Consider the following 22,219-nt stretch of genomic DNA (forward strand, 5'->3'; position numbering starts at 1 on the left):
CATGAGTCAACCTGAGCAAACCATTACACCGCCCACAACAGTAAGCGATGACACCTTGCGCCGTTTTTTGGGCTATCACATGAAGCGTGCCTTCAACGTTGTGCAGGCTGATCTGGTCGCCACGCTGAAGCCGTTTGAGTTGCGCATGTTGACCTATACGGCCTTGGTTCTGATCTGCGACAACCCTGGCCTGAGTCAGGCGCAACTGGCTGCTGCGATGGACGTGGAGCGCCCCAATATCGTGGTGATCGTTGATGAGCTAGAGCGCCGCGAGCTGATCAACCGTACCCGCGTTCCGACGGATCGTCGGGCTTATGCCTTGGTCCCAACGCTTCAAGGACGCCGTCTGTGCGGTCAGGCTGTTGCAGCTGTCGAGACGCATGAAGCCAAGCTCTTTGCCGGGCTCAACGGTGACATGCGCTCCGAGATGGTTGCCATTCTGTCGAAGGTCAGAGGCGCATGAAACGTACGACGAATTTCAAGCCACACAATGTGATCCGCGAGAACAGAGCCGATGGCACAATCCTTCTGCGCTCTGCCGAGCCCCTGAGTGAGGTGGCAAATACCACTGGCGATTGGCTTCACAGCTGGGCCCAGCAGACGCCTGACAATATCTTCATCGCCGAGCGCCATGGCGCCGGATGGCGCGCGGAAAGCTATGCCGAAACCCTGGAAAAAGTGCGGGCAATCGCATCGTCTCTGCTGGGGCGTGGCATGGGGCCTGACACACCAATCTTGATCATGTCAGGCAATGGGGTGGATCACGGTTTGCTGGCGCTGGCCGCACAGTATGTTGGCATCCCTACGGTCCCCGTGGCCGAGCAATATTCGCTGATTCACGGTGCGCACGGTCGTTTGCGCCACGCGATTGAGCTGGTACGCCCGCGCATGGCCTATGTGGTTGATGCAACCCAATACAGTGAAGCTCTGGCGCTTGACGCTCTGGTGGATATCGAGGTGATCGCCACGCGCGCTGACGCGAAGACCACGCCCTTTGCAGATCTGCTCAAAGGAGATTGTGCGGATGTAGATGTAGCGCGCGCAAAAGTCGGCCCTGATAGCGTGGTAAAACTTCTCATGACATCGGGGTCTACATCCAGCCCTAAGGCCGTGATGACCACGCAAGGCATGATGTGTGCCAACCAAGTGCAACTCTCTGATGCCATGCCGTTTTTGCGGGCCCGTCCGCCACGCATTGTTGATTGGCTGCCCTGGAACCACGTCTTTGGCGGCTCGCATAACTTCAACATGATGCTGGCCAATGGCGGGAGTCTCTACATTGATGACGGTAAGCCCGTCAAAGGCCTGTTCGGGCGCACCGTCGAAAACCTTTCGCTCATCACGGGCACGCTTTGTTTCAATGTGCCTGTCGGGTTCTCGATGTTGCTTGGCGCATTGCGCAAAGACGCAGGCCTGCGTCAACGCTTTTTTGAAGACCTCGACATGATTTTCTACGCTGGCGCTTCGTTGCCGCAAGATATTTGGCAAGGCTTTGAGAAAATGGCGGTCGAAACAAAGGGCGAGGTACCTTTGATTACGTCTTCATGGGGGCTCACGGAAACCGCGCCTGCCATGATGCTCCAGCATGAGCCGACCGAGAACTCAGGCGTTGTTGGTGTTCCTTTGAACGGTGTGACAGCCAAACTCATTCCGGATGGGGAAATGCGCTGCGAAGTCCGGGTGAAGGGACCCAACCTCATGCCTGGCTATTTTGAAGCGCCAGAGAAAACAGCCGAAGCCTTTGATGACGAGGGGTTCTTCATCACCGGCGACGCGATGCGCTTTGTAGAGCCGAACGACCCCAGCAAAGGCATGAAGTTTGATGGGCGAATTTCGGAGGATTTCAAACTTCTCACCGGCACATGGGTGCGCGCGGCACAGCTTCGCATCGACATATTGGCTGCCTTGTCGCCGCTGGCGTCAGACCTTGTGGTGACAGGCGCCGACAAGAGCGAGATAGGTGTCATGATCTTCCCGAACGCAACTGAATTGGAGGCCGAAGGCTTCCAACTTGAAGAGGAGGCCGGCGCTTACCGTTGTCCCTTGTTGCTGGGAGAGGTTCACCGTCGTTTAGCAGCCCATGCAGCGACGGGCGTAAGCAGCTCGACACGCGTCGCCCGTGCCATTGTGCTTTCTGAGCCAGCCTCCATGCCTGACGGCGAGATGACCGCCAAGGGCAACCTCAACTTCCGCAAGGTTCTGGCGCGCCGCGCTGACCTTCTCAAACGCCTTTATGCTGAGGCCGATCCGGCCGTCACCACTCTCTAGGAGACAGATTATGGTAGACCTATCCAAAGTTCGCGCCATCGACATTCACACCCATGCAGAAGAGCCCTGCGGCTGCCATTCGGATGATGGATATGATGATCTGCAGTCAACCATGGCCAGCTATTTTGGTGCACCATGGAGCCACCCGCCAACGATCCATCAAACAGCCCAGCACTACCGTGAGCAAAACATCGCAGCGGTGATCTTTCCTGTCGATGCTGAGCGTGAAACGGGCTATCGCCGCTATAACAACGACGAGGTCTATGAGGCCGTTTCCGAGAACAGTGATGTGTTGATCCAGTTCGCTTCGATCGACCCGTGGAAAGGCAAAATGGCTGTGCGCGAGGCCAAGCGTCTGATGCGTGAGTACGGAGTCAAAGGATTCAAGTTCCACCCGACAATGCAGGGGTTTTTCGCCAACGACCGTATGGCTTATCCATTCTATGAGGCGATTGCCGAAGAGGGCGGTATCGCACTGTTCCACACAGGGCAAACTGGCGTGGGAAGCGGTATGCCTGGTGGCAACGGGATGCGTCTGAAATATTCGAACCCGATGTATATGGATGATGTTGCTGTCGACTTTCCCGAGCTGAAGATCATCCTTGCCCACCCGTCTTTCCCTTGGCAGGAAGAGGCGTTGGCCGTGGCGCAGCACAAACCCAATGTCTACATTGACCTCTCGGGCTGGAGCCCCAAGTATTTCCCCGAAATTCTGGTGAAATATTGCAACTCCATCCTGAAGAAGAAGGTGCTGTTTGGCTCGGACTGGCCGATGATCACACCCGAGCGCTGGCTCTCGGATTTTGAGAAAATCGCGATCAAGGATCACTTGCGCGAAGACATCATCAAGGGCAATGCAGCGCGGCTGCTGGGTCTGGCATGAAGCCATTCAAAGCCCCGCTGGAAGACATCCTGTTCTCGCTTCGTGTGGCTGGAGCAGAAGAGATATCTGACTATGACGCTGATTTCGCTCGCGAGATCGGGCAGCATTTTGCTGCATTTGCTGAAGGCGAGATTGCTCCGCTTGATGAAGTGGGTGACGTTCAAGGTTGCCGCCTTGAGGACGGGCGCGTGAAAATGCCTGATGGTTTTGCGACCATCTATCAAGCCTATTGCGCGCAAGGCTGGCCTGCCCTGACGGTGCCCGAAGCCTATGGCGGGCAAGGTATGGGCGCGCTCATGTTGGCCGTGACATCCGAAATATTTTCAGGAGCCAACCACTCATTGCAGATGGTCACTGGTCTTGTGCCAGGCGCGGTGCGGGTCCTGAAACGCTTCGGAACCGAGGATCAGCGCGCAAAGATCATGCCCCAGCTGGCAGCGGGGGAGATGCTGCCCACCATGTGCCTCACCGAGCCAGGTGCGGGGTCTGACCTTGGCCGCATCCGTTGCCGTGGCGAACAGACGGGCGACGGCTGGCGGATTTCTGGCGAGAAGATATTCATCTCGGGCGGTGATCAGGACATGTCAGAGCGTATCCTGCATCTCGTTCTGGCACGCACCTCCGATAACGGCGTTAAGGGGTTGTCCTTGTTTCTTTGTCCCTGCACGCGCAGTGATGGCAGCCGCAACGCGGTTACGGTTACGCGGATCGAGGAAAAGATGGGCCTGCATGCGTCACCGACGTGCCAGTTGGCTTTTGACAATGCCGAGGCCGAACTGGTCGGTGAAGAGGGGCAAGGTCTCGCTGCGATGTTCGCTATGATGAACCACGCGCGCACCGACGTCGCCCTTCAGGGCGTTGCACATGCGGCGCGGGCCTATGATATTGCGGCCAGTTATGCTGCCGAACGGCAGCAAGGACGCAGCCCTGAGGGCGCGCCTGTCACCATCGACCAGCATGCCGATGTACGCCGCATGATCGATGAGATCGATCGGCTCGCATTGGGCGCGCGTGCAATTGCCCATTTGGCCTGTGTGACGATGGAACGTGGTGACAATTCTGCGCTTGTTGAGTTTCTGACACCTTTGGCGAAGGTCTATTGTACCGAAGCAGGCATGCGCGCAGCAGAGCTGGGGATGCAGGTTCTTGGGGGCTATGGTTACTTGCGCGAATATCGGATCGAACAGACCTATCGCGACGCACGTATCACCGCGATCTACGAAGGGACCAACGGTATTCATGCTCGTATGATGGCAACGCGCCTTGCAGGCAGTGCAGCGGGAGACGCTTTTGCCAGCTATATGCAAAAAGAAGCAAGCCGTCTATCGAGCGAAAAGGCGGTCATGCTTTTGGAGCTTTGGCACACCACTCGTGAGGGCGTATTAAATGCCAAGGACCCTTCTGTTCTGGCTGAGGACTTCTTGCAAGCGAGTATCAAGGCCCTGCTTGCCTGTATTTGGGCAAACCTTGATCACAACAAATCACACCACCCCGATGGGGCCCGTTTGGAACGCTTGTGTAGCAACCGATCGGCATAAGGCTGCTAAGTGTGGTCATTTCCTCGTGTTGCAGAGTGTGCGAGCTTTCTGCCTCATGGAGTGATTGTTCAAATTGCACAGTTCGGATCGTGTTTAGTGTGACTGTCGCTCTCTCCCGAAGTCAAAGGTGAAAAAATTCGCAGATATGCCTGCGGTTTTTTTGTTTTTGGGGTGCGTATCAGGCTGAGCGGCGCTTCTGTAAGTGTTGTGCCTAAATCGTTCACACCTGAAAAAGTGCTTCCAATTCCTAGGGATTCGCGGGAAGCTCTGACCCATAAAAAGCAGCTGTGCAGTCCGCCAACCGACAGGGCGGGTGATGTGGCGCAAATCAGGGAGATGAAAATGAAAAGAACCACTTTGAAGCTGGGAGCCGCGCTTGTCGCAGGCCTGAGCCTTGCTGGAGCGGCCATTGCTGAAACTAAAGTTGGCATGATCACAACGCTTTCGGGCGGTGGCGCGGGCCTTGGAATTGATGTGCGCGACGGATTTATGCTCGCGATCAAGCAGTCAGGCCGGAACGACATCGAAGTTGTTATCGAAGACGATCAGCGCAAACCTGATGTGGCTGTGCAGCTTGCGGATAAGATGGTGCAGTCAGAAAAGGTTGATGTCATGACGGGCATCATCTGGTCAAACCTCGCGATGGCGGTGATCCCTTCGGTGACGGCGCAGGGCAAGTTTTACCTGTCGCCCAATGCTGGCCCCTCCGCGCTTGCGGGCAAAGGCTGTCATCAAAACTATTTCAACGTTGCATGGCAAAACGATAACCTCCACGAAGCGGCTGGGGCATATGCCAACTCGGCTGGATACGGTAAAACCTTTATTCTTGCGCCGAACTATCCAGCTGGGCAGGACGCTCTGACAGGCTACAAGCGCTTCTTTAAAGGCGAGCTTGCAGGCGAAATTTACACTCAGCTTGGCCAAACCGATTATGCAGCAGAGATTGCCCAAATCCGTGCGAGTGGTGCGGATTCTGTCTTCTTCTTCCTGCCCGGTGGGATGGGAATTGCGTTTTTGAAGCAATATGCAGACTCGGGCGTAGACTTGCCTGTTGTCGGCCCTGCCTTTTCGTTTGATCAAGGTATCTTGCAAGCTGTCGGGGATGCCGCTCTTGGCGTTGTAAACACCTCGCAGTGGAACAAAGACCTCGACAATGCCACCAATGCTGCTTTCGTTGAAAGCTTCCAAGCTGAGTTTGGCCGTTTGCCTTCGCTCTATGCGAGTCAGGGATTTGACACAGCAAACCTGTTGATCTCTGCTCTGGAAAAAGCAGATGTAAGTGATGCAGACGCCTTCCGGGCTGCTCTCAAAGCTGCTGAATTTGCCAGCACACGCGGTGACTTCAAGTTTGGCAACAATCATCACCCTATCCAGACGATTTACGCGCGCGAAGTTGTTAAAGAGGGGGACGTCTACACAAACAAGCTGATCGGTCCTGCTCTGGAAAACCACGCAGACGCTTATGCGGCTGATTGCAAAATGTAAGTGACTTTGGCCGCGTCTTGACGGGCGCGGCCAGTTTGCAAAGCGCATGTCTTTTATCCTCATTGCAGAACAGGTGCTGAACGGGCTTCAGTTTGGCATCATGCTGTTTCTTATGGCCGCTGGTCTCACGCTCATCTTTGGCGTGATGGGCTTAATCAACCTTGCCCATGGCTCGCTTTATATGGTCGGTGCTTTTGCTGCAGCGGCTGTCGCGGGGGCGACTGGTTCGTTTGTGCTTGCGCTCGCCGCTGCGATGGCTGCTGCGGCAGCCGCAGGGGCTTTGATCGAGCTTCTGGTGATACGTCGGCTATACGACAAGGATCATCTTGATCAGGTTCTGGCAACATTTGCTCTTATCTTGATCTTCTCTGAAGGGACGCGCTGGATGTTTGGTTCGTTCCCGCTCTTCTTGCAAATTCCCCCCTATTTAAGTGGCCCTGTCAGTCTGCCTGGTGGCATAGAATATCCACTGTATCGGCTTGTTCTGATTGGTGCTGGTTTGTTTGTGGCGGCGGGGCTTGGCCTCATGATCACGCGTACGCGTATCGGAATTCAAATTCGGGCAGGTGAAAACGACCGTGAAATGATTGCTGCCTTGGGAGTTGATATCTCACGGCTCTACACACTCATTTTTGCGCTTGGGGCTGCCCTTGCGGGTCTTGCGGGCGCACTCGTTGGTGCGATCCAGTCGGTTCAGGTCGGGATGGGCGAGCCTGTCTTGATCCTTGCTTTCGTCGTGATCGTGATTGGCGGCATTGGCTCTATCAAAGGCGCTCTGGTTGGCGCGCTTTTGGTCGGATTGACAGATACTCTGGGCGGGGTCTTCTTGCCCCAGTTCTTCGGGCTTTTCATGACCCCTGCGGCCGCGTCATCCGTTGGGTCATCGCTGGCTTCTATGGCGATCTATATTCTGATGGGGGCGGTTCTGATCTGGCGGCCAACAGGCCTTTACGGGGTGCGGGCATGATGCAGGAGCGCTATCTCAATGCCACCATCTTTGCGATCCTCGTGGTGTTGCCTGTTTGGGCGGTTTGGACGGATGAGCCTTTCACCATCACCCTAATGACGCGTGCAGCTATTTTTGCGCTGGCCGCTGTTGGCCTCAATATCGCGCTTGGCCTTGGGGGCCTAGTGAGCTTTGGACATGCCGTTTTCTTTGGGCTTGGCGGCTATGCTATGGGCATTCTGGCCTATCATGCTCAGACATATACGCCGCTTTTGGAGGCGCCACTTCTTATCGAGGGCACAAAGTCGATGCCAGTCATCTGGCTTGTTGCGATACTTGTCTCAACGTTAGCTGCCCTGCTGATCGGGGTGCTTTCACTGCGCACAGGGGGCGTTTACTTCATCATGATCACGCTCGCTTTTGGGCAGATGTTTTATTATTTCGCGATCAGCTGGTCCGCTTATGGGGGCGAAGACGGGCTCTCTATCTATGTGCGCAATGGTTTCCCTGGGCTGAACACTCTTGATCCGATCCAGTTCTATGGCATCTGCCTTGCGATCTTAAGTTTGGCACTTTTTGTGGCTCATAGGCTGGCGAAGTCGCCTTTTGGTTTGGCGCTTGGGGCAGTGCGGCAGGTTCCGCAACGAGTCGAAACTGTGGGATTGAACGGGATACGCCTCAAGCTTGTAGCTTTTGTGATTTCGGGGGCGATCACAGGTCTTTCTGGAGCGCTCTTTGCTGACCTCAACCGCTTTGTTAGCCCAACGATGTTTAGCTGGCAGCTATCTGGCGAGATTATGGTGTTTATCATCATTGGAGGGGTTGGACGGCTTTTCGGACCTGTGGCTGGCGCGCTTATCTTTGTCGGGCTTGAGCATTGGCTCGGGGGATTGAGCGACTATTGGCATGTCTATCTTGGTTTGCTTTTGTTGCTGATCGTACTCTTCGGACGTGGCGGGATTATCGGGATGATTGCAGGGCGGGAGCGCAGCGATGTCTGAGGCGGTTCTGTCAACCTATGGGCTCAGCAAGTCTTTTGGAGCGCTCAAGGCAAGTGAGGATATTTCGCTTGATCTGCGGGCTGGCGAAATTCACGCGATTATCGGACCGAACGGGGCGGGGAAGTCCACGCTGATTGCACAGATTTGTGGCACGCTCGAGCCTGATGTGGGGCGTGTGGAGCTGATGGGAAGGGATGTGACAGGGCTGAGTGCACGCGCACGTGCCAAGGCGGGCTTGGGGCGGACGTTTCAGATTTCGGCCTTGGCGATGGAAGACACTGTTTTGCAAAATGCGGTGCTTGGGGCGCTGGGTGCAAGCGGGCGGCCATGGCGTTTTTGGACTCCTGCCTTGAAGGACAAATCACTTGTTGCGCGGGCAGATGCGGCGTTGGAGCGTGTGGGGCTAGAGGACTTTCGCAACATGCGCACAGCCGAATTAAGCCACGGGCAGCGCCGCCAACTTGAAGTTGCTGTGGCGTTGACCCTGTCGCCAAAAGCATTCCTGATGGATGAGCCTATGGCGGGCCTTGGCATGGAAGGCAGCCAACGGCTCACTGGGTTTCTATCGGAGCTAAAGCAGGAGGCTCCTATCTTGCTTGTCGAGCATGATATGGACGCCGTTTTTGCGCTGGCGGATCGCATCAGCGTTTTGGTCTATGGCCGTGTGATTGCGACCGGCACAGTCGATGATATCCGTGCAAACCGGGAGGTGCGCGAAGCCTATTTGGGGGAGGAGTCATGAGCCTTTTGACGCTCTCCAAAGTTTCTGCCTCTTATGGTGTCAGCCAAGCGCTGTTTGGTGTTTCTCTTAAGCTGTCTGAGGGAGAAGTCATGGCGCTAATGGGGCGCAATGGCATGGGCAAGAGCACGACGGTAAAGTGCATCTGTCGTATGTTGCCCGCGCAGGGGCAGATTGTCTTTGATGGCCACGATCTTGCGCGCCTTCCAAGCCATCGGGCCGCGAGGCTTGGGATCGGGCTTGTGCCTGAGGGTCGGCGTTGTTTTGCTTCGCTGACTGTCGAGGAGAATTTGGTTGCGGCTGCGCGCAAGGGTCACTGGGATATGTCTCGTGTCACTGCGCTTTTCCCTCGGCTTGCGGAGCGCAAAGATCAGCGTGCAGCATCCCTTTCGGGTGGAGAGCAGCAGATGCTTGCGATTGGGCGGGCTTTGATGACAAATCCGCGCCTGCTTATTCTGGATGAGGCCACAGAAGGGCTTGCACCGATCATCCGTCAGGAAATTTGGTCGGCTGTAGGCTCACTTAAGGCGCAGACGGGGCTGTCTATTCTAGTGATCGACAAGTCCGTGAAGGAGCTGCGTGGTGTTTGCGATAGCGCTGTGATCCTTGAGCGGGGGCGCTCTGTTTGGCGCGGAGCGATGATGGATTTGTCTGATGACATTACCCAGGCGCATTTGGGCGTTTAAGCGGCTGACTGCTCAACCAATGTGATTGCTTCAAATGGGCGCAAGACCGGGTGTGCCGAGAGCATGTGCTCTGGCAGGTGGGCCCGCGATAACGGGCTGAGAAGGCTCTGGTCGTGGTGGTCTGGCTTGCGTCTGATCCGTCCGATAAACAGGCTTTCAAGGGCCGAGCCTGCAGCGAGCAAAGTCTCGTGTTCGGGGAGAACAAGCTGGTGGTAGGTAGTCGTCAGATCAAGATCATGCCAGATCGCCGAGGTGCCGTTGACGAGGTGGCGTGCCGGTACAAGCACCGCTTCGCAGCCGAACATGTATTCTACCATTGGCTTGCTCACGACAAGCTTTTGGTCGGGGGCTACGATGATATCCTTTTGCAGCCCAAAGTAGGGCGCTCGTAGGCGCACAGGGCGGAAGCTGCCGCGCGCAGGCACGGTCCGTGAGACATGGGCCAGGATGGGCACAAGGCCGTGCTCGAGCGTATGGACGAGGTCGCCGCGCATCAGCTGAGCGACAGGGCGATACTCGCCTTGGGCCAGTAGCGGGACATTGGCTGTGAGACTTGGCATTGGGCCAAGCGGCTCTATCTCGTCTGAAAACGCAAAAAATTCTACATCACTGTCCAGTTGGATCAGTTTGTGAGAGAGCGTCATGGTTTTGATGTCATCGAGCCAGAGAGGGCGCGGGCGTGGGGCTAAGACCGAGCGAACAGAGCCGCGCTCAGGCCGCTCTATTGCCAAGCGGCCCCAGCGGGCGGGGGCATCCCAGCTATATGTGATGCGCAAGAGGTCCGAGCGCTCGGAGGCGTCCAGATCAAGTGCGATGTGTGAGCTTTCGCCTTGCTGGGAGGTGATCAGAATAATGCCGCCGCCTGGTATGGCTTGCAGCGATAGGCTGCGTTCCCACGGGAAGCGCTCGCGGAAAGACAGGAGCGTCTGGGGGCGATCATCGGTTGAGAGGCGGGTTTCGACCACGAGGCTTCCACGGGCCAGAAACCCTTGTGCCTCAGACCAGCCGAAGTGTTGGCGGTCGGTATCGGAGATGGCGAACCAAGCCATCTGCGTCTAGGCGACCTTGGCTTCTGCAGCGCTGAGCAACTGGGCCTCAAAGGGCTTCAGTGTACGGCGCGCTGCTGGGCTGTAGCCAAGTCCTGTTGCAGGATCGATCTCGGGGAACAACTCATAAATTTCAGCGGCGATTTCTTCTTCGAAGCTGTCAGCAAGCTGTGGCCCTGGCAAGAAGCTCTCGGTGGGCAGGCCTTCGGAGTAAATCACCTCATGTTGATCAAAGAGCAGGTGGAAATATTCGACTGTGCCACCCTCAACCACCGTGACGGACTTGTCATTTACAAGGTCACGGGCGGCAACAAGCACCTCGTATTCTCCGAAGAGAAGTTCAGCGAGTGAATCGCGGATCAGCACGCGATGGAGTGGTGAGAGCCAAAGTTCTTTGTGGGCGCCAAATGTGCCTGCTCGAATGCGGATTGGTGCGTGCTTGCCGCGGGCAGCTGTGGTGCGGTTGCCCATCCAGCGGATTGCTTGGAAGCCATTGTCGCGGGTTTGAACCATGTCGCCGATCTGTAGGTCTTCGACGTTCACTTCGCCCCGCTCTGTCAGGATGGCCGTGCCGCGCACGAAACAGGGGACTGCGTCGATGATGACATAGCCAACATCGGTGTTGGTTCCATCATCGATTGTATAGGTGAAGTTGAAGGCTTCGGCGTTGGTGTCTGCGGTGAGCGTAAAGGTGCCGTCGGCATTGAGCTGAACGGTTTGACCTGTGGTGAGAGTGACCGTGCTGCCAGCTGTGACGGCGACGCCATTGATGTGGGTGATCGTGAGAGTCGCGCCGCTTGGGCGGATATCGTTGTCCAGAACGTCAATGATTTTGACTTGGTTGGGATCGGCGAGATGATACGCGTCATCGTTTGCGATCAGCACAGTTTGAACGCTGTCGGCGGCGATCAGAAGATTAGAGTCATAGCTGCTGTCGAGCACGTCGGCGATGCCTATACGGATCGAGTTGGTGACCCCTGGATTGACATTCATTGTGAGCGTCATGGTGACGGTGAAGCCGTCCATTTCGGTATTGTAATCGTCATTAGTGTTGTCGACGTAGAGGTTTTCGTTGTTGCCTTGGTTGATGTTTCCGGGGTCCAGATCGCCATTCCCGATGCTAATATCAACAAAGCTACCGTTGACCCAGACGCCGATAAAATCCTGATAGAGTGAGTTTACATACTCTGGGTATTCCTCGGACGAAAACACAAATTGCATGGTCATCACGCTGCCTGTGGGTACGAAATCGACGTCGAGATATGAGGCGTCATAAGTGCGCGCGTTTGCAGCGGCGTTGAAGTCCGCGAGGTTGTTTGCCCCGCCAGTGTTGGTGCTGGTCGAGTTACTTTGGTTGGAGGAACCGCTTGAGTTTGTGAAGTCGGTGGCGCGACCTGTGGAGAGGATTACGCCCGTGTCTCCAGGGGTGACACCGGAGGCGACTGAATCGCCGTTGGAATAGATGCCTGACGAGTAGTTGCTGCCCGAATAGGACGCGCTGGACACGGTTGCCCCGTCTCCGAAAATCGTCTGCGCCATTTGCATGGCGGACGCACTCGTGTTGATCGGCAATTCTGACGCCGCGACCATACTACTACTGCCTCTTTCAGGGAAAAGCGGACGGTACGGATCTGTAAGATACAGATATCGTTGGCGTTTTTCGCTCTGTGGATGATCAGGGTCTGATGACCCTGCGCACCTGCTTTGCCTCTGGTTTATTATTACCAAAAGGTTAACACGAAAAATTTGCACCTGTTAAGTGATTAAGGCGCTATCGCAACACAAACGTGGCAAATTTGCGGCGGTCTGTTGTTTGCGGCGGCGCAAAAGCCACGATATGTAGTGTTGTGTGCACCGAAATGGCGAAAGGCGGAAATTATGGCTTCTCAGGTAGACGCGGCAGAGCTGACAAAATCTCTTATACAATGCGCTTCGGTAACGCCTGATGAGGGCGGCGCACTCACGCTGCTTGAAGCGCTGCTCTCCGAGGCGGGCTTTGAGTGCACGCGTGCGGACCGTGGCGAGGTGAGCAATCTTTTTGCGCGCTGGGGGGCGCGGGGCGCAAACAAGTCGTTCGGCTTCAATGGCCATACGGATGTTGTGCCTGTGGGCGATGAAGCCGCGTGGAGCGTGCCGCCTTTCGGCGCCGTGGAAAAAGACGGGATGATCTGGGGGCGCGGCGCGACTGATATGAAGTCAGGCGTTGCTGCCTTTGCCGCTGCTGCTATCGAGTTTGTCCAAGACACACCTCCAGATGGTGCCGTGATCCTGACCATTACGGGCGATGAGGAGGGCGACGCCGTAGACGGCACAACTGCGCTTCTGGAGCATATGCAAAAAGCGGGCGAGCGCATGGATGTCTGCCTTGTTGGTGAGCCAACATGTCCCAATGAGATGGGCGAGATGATGAAGATCGGGCGGCGCGGGAGCATGACGGCTTGGTTTACCGTGACGGGCGTTCAGGGCCACTCGGCCTATCCGCACCGCGCCAATAACCCGCTGAGTGCAATGGTGCGTTTGATGGACAGTTTGGCGAGTGCCGAGCTTGACCAAGGCACGGAGCATTTTGATGCCTCGACGCTTGCTGTTGTCACGATCGATACGGGCAATGGCGCGACAAATGTGATTCCTGCGCAGAGCCGTGCCTGTGTGAATATCCGCTTCAATGACAGTCACACGGGCGCGAGCCTCACGGCTTGGCTCGAGGGCGAAGCGGCTAAGGTGCGCGATGCATTTGGCGTAGGTATTGATATGAAAGTAAAAATTTCGGGTGAAAGCTTCATCACGCCGCCTGGTGCACTGTCGGCGCTTGTGGCGAAAAGTGTTGAGGCTGTGACAGGACGCAGGCCTGAGATGTCCACGACCGGCGGCACATCCGATGCGCGCTTTGTGAAGGATCATTGCCCTGTTGTGGAGTTTGGGCTTGTTGGAAAGACGATGCATCAGGTGGATGAACGCGTTGAGACAGCACAGATTCACGAGTTAAAAGCGATCTACAAACGCATCTTGAGCGACTATTTTGCAGGCTGATCAGCACCTCATTGTGATGGTAAAATTCCCTGCTGCGGGGCGGGTCAAGACGCGCTTGGCCAAGGATATTGGCCGTGTCGCGGCAGCATGGTGGTTTCGTCATCAGGTCCGAAGTTTGCTGAGGCGGCTTGATGATCCGCGCTGGCAGATATGGTTAAGCGTGGCTCCAGACACGGCTTTGGAGAGCAGTGTCTGGCCCCTACATTTCCCACGGATTTCACAAGGTCAGGGTGACTTGGGTGCGCGGATGCGAGGGGCATTCGAGGCGCTGCCCAAGGGGCGGGCCTGTCTGATTGGCGGGGATATCCCAAGCGTAGAAAAGGCGCATATTTCAGAGGCTTTCGCGGCGCTGGGACGCCATGAAGCAGTCTTTGGACCTGCCACCGACGGGGGCTTTTGGCTCACGGGGTTTCGCCGCACGCGCCCCCTTCCGCCGCAGCTTTTTGAGGGGGTGAGGTGGTCTTCTGCACAGACGCTGTCAGACTGTCTTGCAACCCTTCAGGGGCAGTCCTGCGGGCTTGTGGCGGAGCTGTCTGATGTCGACACGGCGCGCGACTTACCAAAGCCTTAGCCCTGCGCGCCAGAGGGTTAACGGGGTTTAAGCGGCTCTGATTCTAGGGGGGTGATATGCGTGCACAACCCGTGCACAAAGCGTGCACCGCCTGAAACGTGTTTTTGTTAAGAGAAAATTAGATAAGCCAGCGTGCGCCGCTCGGTGCGTTAGGCAATTTGTGAAGAGAAGGTAAATATTCCCTTCCCCATAAGGGCATGATAGCGGAAGAGCTATGAACAAGCTCCCTTCGAAAGAGGAAATCCTCACATGGATTTCCGAGAACCCGACCCAGACTGCAAAGCGTGATATTGCCAAAGCTTTTGGCATCAAAGGCGCGCGGCGGATTGATCTTAAGCGCATCATGAAAGAGCTCGAAGACGAAGGGCACTTGAAGCGGCGCAAAAAGACTTACCGCGACAGTGACAAGCTTTCGCCTGTGTCGGTTTTGCGTGTGGCTGGGCCGACCGCTGACGGGGATTTGATGGCTGAGCCGCTGGAGTGGCAGGGCGAGGGCGACATGCCCAAGATCATGATGATCACGAAGGCGTCTGACCCAGCTCTTGGTGCGGGTGATCAGATCCTTGCGCGGCTGACGCAAGTGACAGGCGAGCCCTATGCTTATGAGGGCCGTCTTATTCGCCGCATCGGGACGAACCCTACGCTTGTGCTCGGAATTTACCGTGCTGGCTCAGACGGGGGGCGTATTCTTCCGATCGACAAGGGCGAGCAGAAGGAATGGACCGTTGACGCGGGCTCTGTGAACGGAGCGAAGGACGGAGAACTTGTGGAGGGGGCTTATATTGGCCCCAAGGCGCGCATGGGCCTGCCGAAGGCGCGGATTGTCAACCGACTTGGTGATCCGTCGGCACCGCGGGCTGTGAGCCTTATTGCGATCCATCAACATGGCATTCCTGATCGTTTTCCTGACGCTGTGATAGCGGAGGCGGATGCGATGAAACCCGCGGGGCTCAAAGGGCGCGAGGATTTGCGTGAGCTGCCGCTCGTTACGATTGATCCGCATGACGCGCGCGACCACGACGACGCCTGCTATGCCGAGGCGGATACGGACCCGAAGAACAAAGGCGGTCATATCATCTGGGTCGCGATCGCGGATGTGGCGCATTATGTGCGCCCCGGCACGCAGCTTGACCGTGAGGCGCGCAAGCGCGGCAACTCAAGCTATTTCCCTGATCGGGTTGTGCCGATGTTGCCTGACCGTTTGTCCGGCGATTTGTGCTCTTTGCATGAGGGGGTGCCGCGCGCCTGTATTGCGCTGCGGATGCAAGTGGATGCGCAGGGGACAAAACTCTCCCATAGCTTTGTGCGTGGTTTGATGAAATCGCCAGCGTCGCTGAACTATCAAGAGGTACAGGCGGCGCAGGACGGCGCACCAAACGAGAAGTGCGCGCCTTTGATGGAAGAGGTCATCGCGCCGCTATACGAGGCTTACTATGCGCTTCGGACGGCGCGGGCTGTGCGCCAGCCGCTTGAGCTTGATCTGCCAGAGCGCAAGATTGTGCTGAATGACGAGGGCGAGGTTGTTTCGATTGATTATGCCGAGCGGCTTGATGCGCACCGTATGATCGAGGAGTTCATGGTGCTTGCCAATGTTTGTGCCGCAGAAGAGCTTATTGCGCGCAAGACGGCGCAGCTGTTTCGTGTGCATGAAGAGCCAAGCACCGAGAAGCTTGATGCCTTGCGAGAAGTGGCGCAGGCGTCTGGGCTGACGCTGGCCAAGGGGCAAGTTCTCAAGACGATGCACCTCAACACGCTTCTCAAGCAGGCGGAGGGCATGGAAGAGGCCGAGTTGATCAACATGAGCACATTGCGCTCGATGACACAGGCCTATTATTCGCCCGAGAACTTCAGCCACTTTGGCCTCGCGCTGAAAGCCTACTCGCATTTCACCTCGCCGATCCGCCGCTATGCCGACCTGATCGTGCACCGTGCGCTTGTCTCGAGTCACGGCTGGGGCGATGACGGGCTGACCTCCGAGGATGAGGCCGATCTGACCGAAACGGCGCAGCATATCTCCGCGACAGAGCGCCGCTCCATGCTGGCTGAGCGCGACACCACAGATCGCTACCTTGCATCTTATCTCAACAAGCGGGTGGGCGAGGCCTTTGACGGCAAGGTCAGCGGGATTGCGCGCTTTGGTATTTTTGTGAAACTCGACGAGACGGGCGCAGACGGTCTTGTGCCGATGCGCGAACTGGGCCGCGAATTTTTCAACTATGACGCTGATCGCGGTGTGCTCATTGGCTCTGAGACCCGTCGGGAGATAAACCTTGGCTTGCGCGTGAAAGTGAAGCTTGCCGAGGCCGCACCTGTCACAGGGGGGATTGTGCTTGAACTTCTGGAGCTGGATGGCCGCGCCGTCGATAAAGGCCGTGGCAATGGTCCACGCGGTCGGGGCAAGCCGCCCAAACGTGCTCAAGTCAAAGCCAAGATCAAAGGTGATAAAACCAAACGCAAGATCGAGCGCAAACGCAAATAGGCTTTCCTCTTTCCAGAAAACCTCTGGGGCCGACTGCGCGCAGCGAAACCGAATGTAGGCAGTGCATCTCTCCATGCGGCAAGCATTCGCTTGTTGGGGACCTGCGCTTGAGGGTTTCTCTTTCGGAAACGACTGTTTCGCGTTAGGCTTCATGAGAGCAGTGAAAGAGGCAAAAATGCTTCAACGATATTTAGGACTTTCAGTATTGATGGCAGGGCTTTCGGGCTCTGTGGCGGCGAGCGGCACGGTGGACATATCACTGCGCCCTGTCATGCGCCCTGGTTCGGGCACGGGCGGAGAAGTTGTTTCTGTCATGCGCGTGAGTAAGGTGCAGCCGACGTTGCGACCTGTGTTGCGCCCTGCTGACTTGAGCTCTGAGGCCACCGCTGAAGCTTCGCTTCTTGAGGTGAAGAGCTATCCGCGCAATGCGGGATTTGAACGCTGGGTTGAGAGCTTTAAGCCGCGCGCAGCCAGTGCAGGGATCAGCCAGCGGGTGATCAACCAAGCCTTTCGTGGCATTCAGTACAACACCGATGTGATCAAGAGCGACGGAAATCAGGCCGAGTTTACCAAAACGATTTGGGAATATCTGTCGAACGCGACCTCTGACAAACGGGTTTCTGACGGACAGAAAATGTTGCGCAAGCACCGCCGCACTTTGGAGGCGATCGAGCGCAAATACGGCGTGGAAAAAGAGATTGTCACGGCGGTCTGGGGGCTTGAAAGCTTTTATGGGGACATAAAGGGCGATTACAATGTGATCGAGGCGATGGCGACGCTGGCCTATGACGGGCGGCGACGCGACTTTTTCACCAAGCAGCTGATCGCGGCGCTGAAAATTTTGCAGCGTGGCGATACGACGGCAGCCAATATGAAAGGCTCATGGGCCGGTGCTATGGGGCATACGCAGTTTATCCCCACGTCTTACGAGCTGTTTGCTGTGGACTTTACAGGCGATGGGAAGCGCGACATCTGGAGCAATGATCCGAGTGATGCCTTGGCTTCAACGGCCGCCTATCTCGCGCGTTCGGGCTGGCAGAAGGGGATGCCTTGGGGCGTTGAAGTGAGTTTGCCTGCTGGCTTTAACCGTGGCCTCGCGAGCCGCAAAACCCAGAAGATGCCTAGCGATTGGGCCAAGCTGGGTGTGAGGGATGTGAACGGTCAGCCGGTGCGGGATTATGGATCGGCGTCGATCCTTTTTCCTGATGGCGGGCGTGGACTTGCTTTGATGATTTTCGAGAAAAACTTCCGTGCGATCGAGCGCTATAATGCGGCGGATGCCTATGTGATTGGTGTCGGGCATCTGGCGGACCGTTTGCGGGGTGGTGTGCCGCTCAAGGGTAATTTTGGCCCCGGTGAGCGGCCGCTGACGGAAGACGAGACCAAAGAGCTGCAGCGCCATTTGAAGCGCAAAGGGTATGCGCTCGAGAAGATCGATGGCAAGATCGGGCCGAATACCAAGGCACAGATCAAGGATTATCAGAGCCGCAACGGGCTGGTGGCGGATGGTTATGCCTCCGAGGCGCTTTTGCAGCATGTAAAGCGGCGGTAATTGGGGTCGGATTTTCGCTTTGCGAAAATCCGACCGGCTGGGGGAGCGCTGCTCCCCCAGACCCCCACGGGATATTTTTGGAAAGAAAAAGGGATAGGGCTTTAGCCGCCTTCGAGGCGGTTGAGCAGGACGACTTCGCTTGTTTCAAGGATCGGCTGGAACCAGCTGTCGTTGTAGATTTTGCCATCAATGGAGACGGAAACGCCGCGGGCGAGCTGGGGACGCAGGGCGGGGTGGTCGCGCTCCAGAGCGGTCAGGAGTTCGCGCAGGTTGGAGGCGTTGACCTCTAGCTCGCGTTGGCCCCCCGCCAGATCGGCGAGGGAGCCCCAGAGTGTGACCGTGACCACGGCTTAGCGCGCTTTGATGGCCGCCAGAAGCTTGGGCGGGGACATCGGCAGGCTTGTCATGCGCACGCCTGCAGCGCGGCTGACGGCGTTGGCCAGTGTGGCCAGTGGCGGGACGATCCCTGTTTCTCCCACGCCACGGACACCGTAGGGGTGGCCTGGATTGGGGATTTCAAGGATCACAGGGTCGATCATCGGCAAGTCGGAGGCGACTGGGATGCGATAATCAAGGTATCCCGCGTTTTGTAGCGTTCCATCCTCACCGTAGATATACTCTTCATTGAGCGCCCAGCCGATGCCTTGGACAGCGCCGCCCTGAAGCTGGCCTTCGACATAGTCGGGGTGGACCGCTTTGCCCGCGTCTTGGAAGACGGTGTAGCGCAGAACTTTGACAGCGCCTGTTTCTGGGTCAACTTCTGTATCGGCGATATGCGTGCCGAAGCTGACGCCTGCGCCTTCGGCGTTGACTTCAAAGTGACCAGATATAGGTCCGCCTGTGTTGGACGCAATGGCTGCAATATCTTTGAGCGTCATCGGAGGGAATTTGCCCGCGTTTGGCCCTGCGGGCTGGGCAGCGCCATCGACCCATTCGACGGCCTCTGGCTCGATCCCCCAAGTGGCGGCGGCGCGGGTCTTCATGATTTCGATGGCGTGACGGGCGGCTTTGATTGTCGCCAGACCGACTGCGAACGTTACGCGGGAACCGTCTGTGACCTCGTTTTGACCGAGTGTGGCTGTGTCAGCGATCACGGTGCGAACCTGTTCGTATGGAATGCCGAGTTCTTCTGCGGCCATCATAGACATGGAGGCGCGGGAGCCGCCGATATCGGGGTTGCCTTCGGACAAGCTTACGGTTCCGTCAGGGTTGATCATAAGGGAAACGCAAGTGTCGCCCCCGAAGTTGAACCAGAAGCCGCAGCCCATACCGCGGCCTTGATTTGGCCCAAGTGGCGCGCTCCAGTGCGGGTGCGCCTTCGCGGCTTCCAGCGTGGCTTTGAGGCCAATGGCGGGATATGTCGGGCCATAGGCGGATTTGGTGCCTTCGTCGGCGGCGTTCATGAGGCGCAGTTCGATCGGGTCCATGTCGAGCTCTTTGGCCAGCTCGTCCATCACGCTTTCGACCGCGAAGGCAGCCATGGGTGCGCCAGGGGCGCGGTAGGCCGCAGCTTTGGGGCGGTTTGTGACAACTTCCCAGCCGACAGACTTGAGGTTTTCCAGATCATAGGGCGCAAAGCCGCACATGGCGCCGAGTGCGCCGTTCATGGCGTAAAACGCGCCCGACTGATAGCGGAACTCGCCTTGGGCGGCGGTGATCTTGCCTGACTTTGTCACGCCGATTTTGATATCAATCGAGGTTGAAGAGGTTGGCCCAGAGGCGCGCAGAACTTCTTCGCGCGCCATTGTCATCTTGACGGGCTTGCCTGTCTTTTTGGACAGCATGAGGGCCACAGGCTCAAGGAACACCGTGGTTTTGCCGCCAAAGCCGCCGCCGATTTCGGAGGCTGTGACTTTGAGGCGGCCTGCGTCCATGCCCATGATGGCAGAGCAGGTGTTGCGGACCATGTAGTGGCCTTGGGTGCAACACCAGAGATCGCCTTGGCCATCGTTGCCCATGGTCGCCAAACAGGCATGAGGCTCGATATAGCCCTGATGCGTGGCGGCCGTTGTGAAGCTGCGCTCGATGACGAGATCTGCCTCTGCAAAACCTGCCTCAATGTCACCGTGGCCATACTGGCTGCGCGCGAGCACGTTTTGGCTATAGCCTGCGGGGACGCTTTCCTGCTGGCGGCCTTCGTGAAGGACAGGGGCATCGGGCTTCATGGCCTCGTCGACATCGACCACATGAGGCAGCACGTCATACTCGACCTTGATCGCCTTTAGAGCGGCGCGGGCGACAGAGCGGGAGGTTGCGGCGACGGCGGCGACTGTGTGGCCATCGTAAAGGGCCTTTTCGCCTGCCATGACATTGTCGAGCACATCGCGTGTGCCTTGGTCTTCTGGTGTATGGGTGAAATCCGCACGGGTGACCACGGCTTTGACCCCAGTCATGGCCTCCGCTGCTGAGGTATCAATCGACACAATCCGCGCGTGGGCGTGGGGGCTGCGCAGGCAAAGACCGATGAGCATTCCGGGGGCTGACATATCCGCGCCGTAGCGGGCGCGACCTGTGACTTTATCAAGCCCGTCTGGGCGAGGAGGGCGTGTGCCGACAACTTTGAAGCTGCGGGTTTGGAACTCGTCTTTGGCCATCAGGCTGCTCCTCTCATTTCCGCGGCTGTCTCAAGGACGGTGCGGATGATTTTGTCATAGCCCGTGCAGCGGCAAAGATTGCCTGCGAGCCAGTAGCGGACTTCTTCCTCGGTTGGGTCGGGATTGCGCGCGAGCAAATCTTTGGCTGCGACAAGGATACCCGGTGTGCAGATACCGCACTGGAGCGCGGCCTTGTCGATAAAGTTTTTCTGCAAAGGGTGCAGCGTGTCACCATCGGCCATGCCTTCGATGGTCTCGACAGAGCGGCCTTCCGCTTCGGCTCCAAGCACAAGGCAGGAGCAGACAAGGCGGCCATCCAGCATGACCGAGCAAGCGCCGCAATCGCCTGAGGCGCAGCCCTCTTTGGACCCTGTTAGATCAAGCTGGTCGCGCAGCACATCAAGGAGTGTGTCTTCTGCTTCGCAGAGGTAATCGACGCTGTCGCCGTTGATGGTTGTGTTGACGTGGATACGGCTCATGAGTGTTCTCCCAGTGCACGGGTGTAAGCAAGGCGGGCGGCGCGGCGGGCGAGGACGGCAGTGACGTCTTTGCGGAAAGCCACTGTGCCGCGTTTGTCATCAATCGGTTTGGCGGCGGCAGAAGCGGCCGCGGCGCAGGCATCCAGCGCGGCATCTTCGCATTTGGAGCCGATGAGCGCTTCGGCAGCTTCTTTGACAAGCAGAACCTTAGGGGCAACGGCACCGAGCGATACACCCGCGCATTCAACCGTGCCGTCTTCGCCAAGAATAATATTTACAGCGCAGCCGACCACGGCGATGTCCATCTCTGTGCGCGGGATAAAGCGCAGGTACGCATCTCCGCCCTTCTGGGCGCGCGCGGGCAGAAAGACCGACGTCACGAACTCGCCAGCGGCGAGGGAGTTTTTGCCAGGGCTGAGGGGGATATCAATCACGGGAACATCGCGTGTGCCGCTGGGGCCAGCGACGCGGACGGTTGCACCTGCCGCGACCATGGCGGGAACGCTATCGCCCGCGGGGCCTGCGTTGCAGAGATTGCCGACCATGGTGCAGCGGCCTTGAACCTGAGTGGAGCCGATCAGCTCTGCGCCTTCGACGACACCGGGGTAATCTGCCTTGAGGCCTGCGTGCTCGCCCATGGCCGCGCAGGAGACCCCTGCGCCGATGCGCCAGCCACCCTCCTCAGATGTGATTTCGTTCATACCAGCGATGCGCTTGATATCAACGATCGACGAGGGCTCGATATGGCCAGCGCGCAGGCGGACGAGCAGGTCTGTGCCGCCTGCCAGAACACGCGCGCCTGCGTCGGCGGCGAGAAGCGCGACGGCGCCCTCAACTGTTTCTGGAGTTTCAAATCGCATTGCCGTCTCCCTACGGTTCATGTCTCAGGATTGTGTTCGGGCGAGACTCAGGGCTGCCCTTT

At 57.4% G+C, this 22,219-nt stretch carries 19 protein-coding genes; 13 read left to right on the forward strand and 6 right to left on the reverse strand.

Annotation, left to right across the window (positions count from 1 at the left end; genetic code table 11):
* The first annotated feature begins 1 nt into the window (after window position 1).
* From DSM117340_RS00900 to DSM117340_RS00940, 9 genes are all read left to right on the forward strand, one after another.
* Entirely contained in the window at window positions 2-463 is a 462-nt protein-coding gene (locus DSM117340_RS00900) for a MarR family transcriptional regulator (RefSeq protein ID WP_089887109.1), read from the forward strand.
* On the forward strand, window positions 460-2,268 hold the full coding sequence (locus DSM117340_RS00905; RefSeq protein ID WP_354689833.1) for a feruloyl-CoA synthase: 1,809 nt from the start codon (window positions 460-462) through the stop codon (window positions 2,266-2,268). Before DSM117340_RS00900 ends, DSM117340_RS00905 begins: the two co-directional genes overlap by 4 nt.
* 10 nt (window positions 2,269-2,278) lie before the next feature.
* Window positions 2,279-3,151, forward strand: coding sequence for an amidohydrolase family protein (locus DSM117340_RS00910; RefSeq protein WP_089887113.1), 873 nt, complete (start codon window positions 2,279-2,281; stop codon window positions 3,149-3,151).
* Complete coding sequence (locus tag DSM117340_RS00915; protein WP_089887115.1) at window positions 3,148-4,689, forward strand: acyl-CoA dehydrogenase family protein; 1,542 nt, start codon at window positions 3,148-3,150, stop codon at window positions 4,687-4,689. The genes DSM117340_RS00910 and DSM117340_RS00915 overlap by 4 nt, the downstream gene beginning before the upstream one ends.
* 342 nt (window positions 4,690-5,031) lie before the next feature.
* A complete protein-coding gene (locus DSM117340_RS00920) occupies window positions 5,032-6,174 on the forward strand; it encodes an ABC transporter substrate-binding protein (protein ID WP_089887117.1) in 1,143 nt (380 codons plus the stop codon).
* Between the two features lie 46 nt (window positions 6,175-6,220).
* Complete coding sequence (locus tag DSM117340_RS00925; protein ID WP_089887118.1) at window positions 6,221-7,141, forward strand: branched-chain amino acid ABC transporter permease; 921 nt, start codon at window positions 6,221-6,223, stop codon at window positions 7,139-7,141.
* Complete coding sequence (locus DSM117340_RS00930) at window positions 7,138-8,121, forward strand: branched-chain amino acid ABC transporter permease (RefSeq protein ID WP_089887119.1); 984 nt, start codon at window positions 7,138-7,140, stop codon at window positions 8,119-8,121. Before DSM117340_RS00925 ends, DSM117340_RS00930 begins: the two co-directional genes overlap by 4 nt.
* Window positions 8,114-8,863 carry an ABC transporter ATP-binding protein gene (locus DSM117340_RS00935; RefSeq protein WP_089887120.1) on the forward strand — a complete coding sequence of 250 codons (750 nt, stop codon included), beginning with the start codon at window positions 8,114-8,116 and terminating at the stop codon, window positions 8,861-8,863. The genes DSM117340_RS00930 and DSM117340_RS00935 overlap by 8 nt, the downstream gene beginning before the upstream one ends.
* Window positions 8,860-9,546 carry an ABC transporter ATP-binding protein gene (locus DSM117340_RS00940; RefSeq protein ID WP_089887121.1) on the forward strand — a complete coding sequence of 229 codons (687 nt, stop codon included), beginning with the start codon at window positions 8,860-8,862 and terminating at the stop codon, window positions 9,544-9,546. Before DSM117340_RS00935 ends, DSM117340_RS00940 begins: the two co-directional genes overlap by 4 nt.
* Here the strand turns inward: DSM117340_RS00940 and DSM117340_RS00945 are convergent.
* Both DSM117340_RS00945 and DSM117340_RS00950 read right to left on the reverse strand, forming a co-directional pair.
* Window positions 9,543-10,595, reverse strand: a complete 1,053-nt coding sequence (locus tag DSM117340_RS00945) for a Hint domain-containing protein (protein WP_089887123.1) — start codon at window positions 10,593-10,595, stop codon at window positions 9,543-9,545. The two genes, DSM117340_RS00940 and DSM117340_RS00945, sit on opposite strands and share 4 nt — an antisense overlap.
* 6 nt (window positions 10,596-10,601) lie before the next feature.
* A complete protein-coding gene (locus tag DSM117340_RS00950) occupies window positions 10,602-12,182 on the reverse strand; it encodes a Hint domain-containing protein (RefSeq protein ID WP_089887124.1) in 1,581 nt (526 codons plus the stop codon).
* 288 nt (window positions 12,183-12,470) lie between these two features.
* Here DSM117340_RS00950 and dapE point away from each other — a divergent pair, with 288 nt between their 5' ends.
* From dapE to DSM117340_RS00970, 4 genes are all read left to right on the forward strand, one after another.
* Entirely contained in the window at window positions 12,471-13,622 is a 1,152-nt protein-coding gene (dapE, locus tag DSM117340_RS00955) for a succinyl-diaminopimelate desuccinylase (protein WP_089887126.1), read from the forward strand.
* Window positions 13,612-14,193 carry a TIGR04282 family arsenosugar biosynthesis glycosyltransferase gene (locus DSM117340_RS00960; protein ID WP_336433231.1) on the forward strand — a complete coding sequence of 194 codons (582 nt, stop codon included), beginning with the start codon at window positions 13,612-13,614 and terminating at the stop codon, window positions 14,191-14,193. The genes dapE and DSM117340_RS00960 overlap by 11 nt, the downstream gene beginning before the upstream one ends.
* Window positions 14,194-14,407: 214 nt before the next feature.
* Window positions 14,408-16,672, forward strand: a complete 2,265-nt coding sequence (gene rnr, locus DSM117340_RS00965) for a ribonuclease R (RefSeq protein ID WP_089887127.1) — start codon at window positions 14,408-14,410, stop codon at window positions 16,670-16,672.
* A 175-nt stretch (window positions 16,673-16,847) separates the two neighbouring features.
* Window positions 16,848-18,224 (forward strand): lytic murein transglycosylase, encoded by a 1,377-nt coding sequence (locus DSM117340_RS00970; RefSeq protein ID WP_245724328.1) that lies wholly within the window; start codon window positions 16,848-16,850, stop codon window positions 18,222-18,224.
* A 101-nt stretch (window positions 18,225-18,325) separates the two neighbouring features.
* Here the strand turns inward: DSM117340_RS00970 and DSM117340_RS00975 are convergent, their stop codons facing one another.
* The 4 genes from DSM117340_RS00975 to DSM117340_RS00990 are packed head-to-tail and all read right to left on the reverse strand — an operon-like array spanning window position 18,326 to window position 22,157.
* The gene (locus tag DSM117340_RS00975) at window positions 18,326-18,571 is read right to left on the reverse strand and encodes a MoaD/ThiS family protein (protein WP_089887129.1); all 246 of its coding nucleotides are present in this window, start codon (window positions 18,569-18,571) and stop codon (window positions 18,326-18,328) included.
* 3 nt (window positions 18,572-18,574) lie between these two features.
* Window positions 18,575-20,818 (reverse strand): xanthine dehydrogenase family protein molybdopterin-binding subunit, encoded by a 2,244-nt coding sequence (locus DSM117340_RS00980; protein WP_089887131.1) that lies wholly within the window; start codon window positions 20,816-20,818, stop codon window positions 18,575-18,577.
* Entirely contained in the window at window positions 20,818-21,297 is a 480-nt protein-coding gene (locus tag DSM117340_RS00985; RefSeq protein ID WP_089887132.1) for a (2Fe-2S)-binding protein, read from the reverse strand. Before DSM117340_RS00985 ends, DSM117340_RS00980 begins: the two co-directional genes overlap by 1 nt.
* A complete protein-coding gene (locus tag DSM117340_RS00990) occupies window positions 21,294-22,157 on the reverse strand; it encodes a xanthine dehydrogenase family protein subunit M (protein ID WP_089887134.1) in 864 nt (287 codons plus the stop codon). Before DSM117340_RS00990 ends, DSM117340_RS00985 begins: the two co-directional genes overlap by 4 nt.
* Window positions 22,158-22,219 lie beyond the last annotated feature (62 nt).

Origin of the sequence: Lentibacter algarum (assembly GCF_040580765.1) — a bacterium.
GTDB classification, from domain to species: domain Bacteria; phylum Pseudomonadota; class Alphaproteobacteria; order Rhodobacterales; family Rhodobacteraceae; genus Lentibacter; species Lentibacter algarum.

Bases quoted from the DNA above. Each gene is read 5' to 3' on its own strand.
- DSM117340_RS00900 (WP_089887109.1), top strand. From the start codon at position 2: ATGAGTCAACCTGAGCAAACCATTACACCGCCCACAACAGTAAGCGAT.
- DSM117340_RS00905 (WP_354689833.1), top strand. From the start codon at position 460: ATGAAACGTACGACGAATTTCAAGCCACACAATGTGATCCGCGAGAAC.
- DSM117340_RS00910 (WP_089887113.1), top strand. From the start codon at position 2,279: ATGGTAGACCTATCCAAAGTTCGCGCCATCGACATTCACACCCATGCA.
- DSM117340_RS00915 (WP_089887115.1), top strand. From the start codon at position 3,148: ATGAAGCCATTCAAAGCCCCGCTGGAAGACATCCTGTTCTCGCTTCGT.
- DSM117340_RS00920 (WP_089887117.1), top strand. From the start codon at position 5,032: ATGAAAAGAACCACTTTGAAGCTGGGAGCCGCGCTTGTCGCAGGCCTG.
- DSM117340_RS00925 (WP_089887118.1), top strand. From the start codon at position 6,221: ATGTCTTTTATCCTCATTGCAGAACAGGTGCTGAACGGGCTTCAGTTT.
- DSM117340_RS00930 (WP_089887119.1), top strand. From the start codon at position 7,138: ATGATGCAGGAGCGCTATCTCAATGCCACCATCTTTGCGATCCTCGTG.
- DSM117340_RS00935 (WP_089887120.1), top strand. From the start codon at position 8,114: ATGTCTGAGGCGGTTCTGTCAACCTATGGGCTCAGCAAGTCTTTTGGA.
- DSM117340_RS00940 (WP_089887121.1), top strand. From the start codon at position 8,860: ATGAGCCTTTTGACGCTCTCCAAAGTTTCTGCCTCTTATGGTGTCAGC.
- DSM117340_RS00945 (WP_089887123.1), bottom strand. From the start codon at position 10,595: ATGGCTTGGTTCGCCATCTCCGATACCGACCGCCAACACTTCGGCTGG.
- DSM117340_RS00950 (WP_089887124.1), bottom strand. From the start codon at position 12,182: ATGGTCGCGGCGTCAGAATTGCCGATCAACACGAGTGCGTCCGCCATG.
- dapE (WP_089887126.1), top strand. From the start codon at position 12,471: ATGGCTTCTCAGGTAGACGCGGCAGAGCTGACAAAATCTCTTATACAA.
- rnr (WP_089887127.1), top strand. From the start codon at position 14,408: ATGAACAAGCTCCCTTCGAAAGAGGAAATCCTCACATGGATTTCCGAG.
- DSM117340_RS00970 (WP_245724328.1), top strand. From the start codon at position 16,848: ATGCTTCAACGATATTTAGGACTTTCAGTATTGATGGCAGGGCTTTCG.
- DSM117340_RS00980 (WP_089887131.1), bottom strand. From the start codon at position 20,818: ATGGCCAAAGACGAGTTCCAAACCCGCAGCTTCAAAGTTGTCGGCACA.
- DSM117340_RS00985 (WP_089887132.1), bottom strand. From the start codon at position 21,297: ATGAGCCGTATCCACGTCAACACAACCATCAACGGCGACAGCGTCGAT.
- DSM117340_RS00990 (WP_089887134.1), bottom strand. From the start codon at position 22,157: ATGCGATTTGAAACTCCAGAAACAGTTGAGGGCGCCGTCGCGCTTCTC.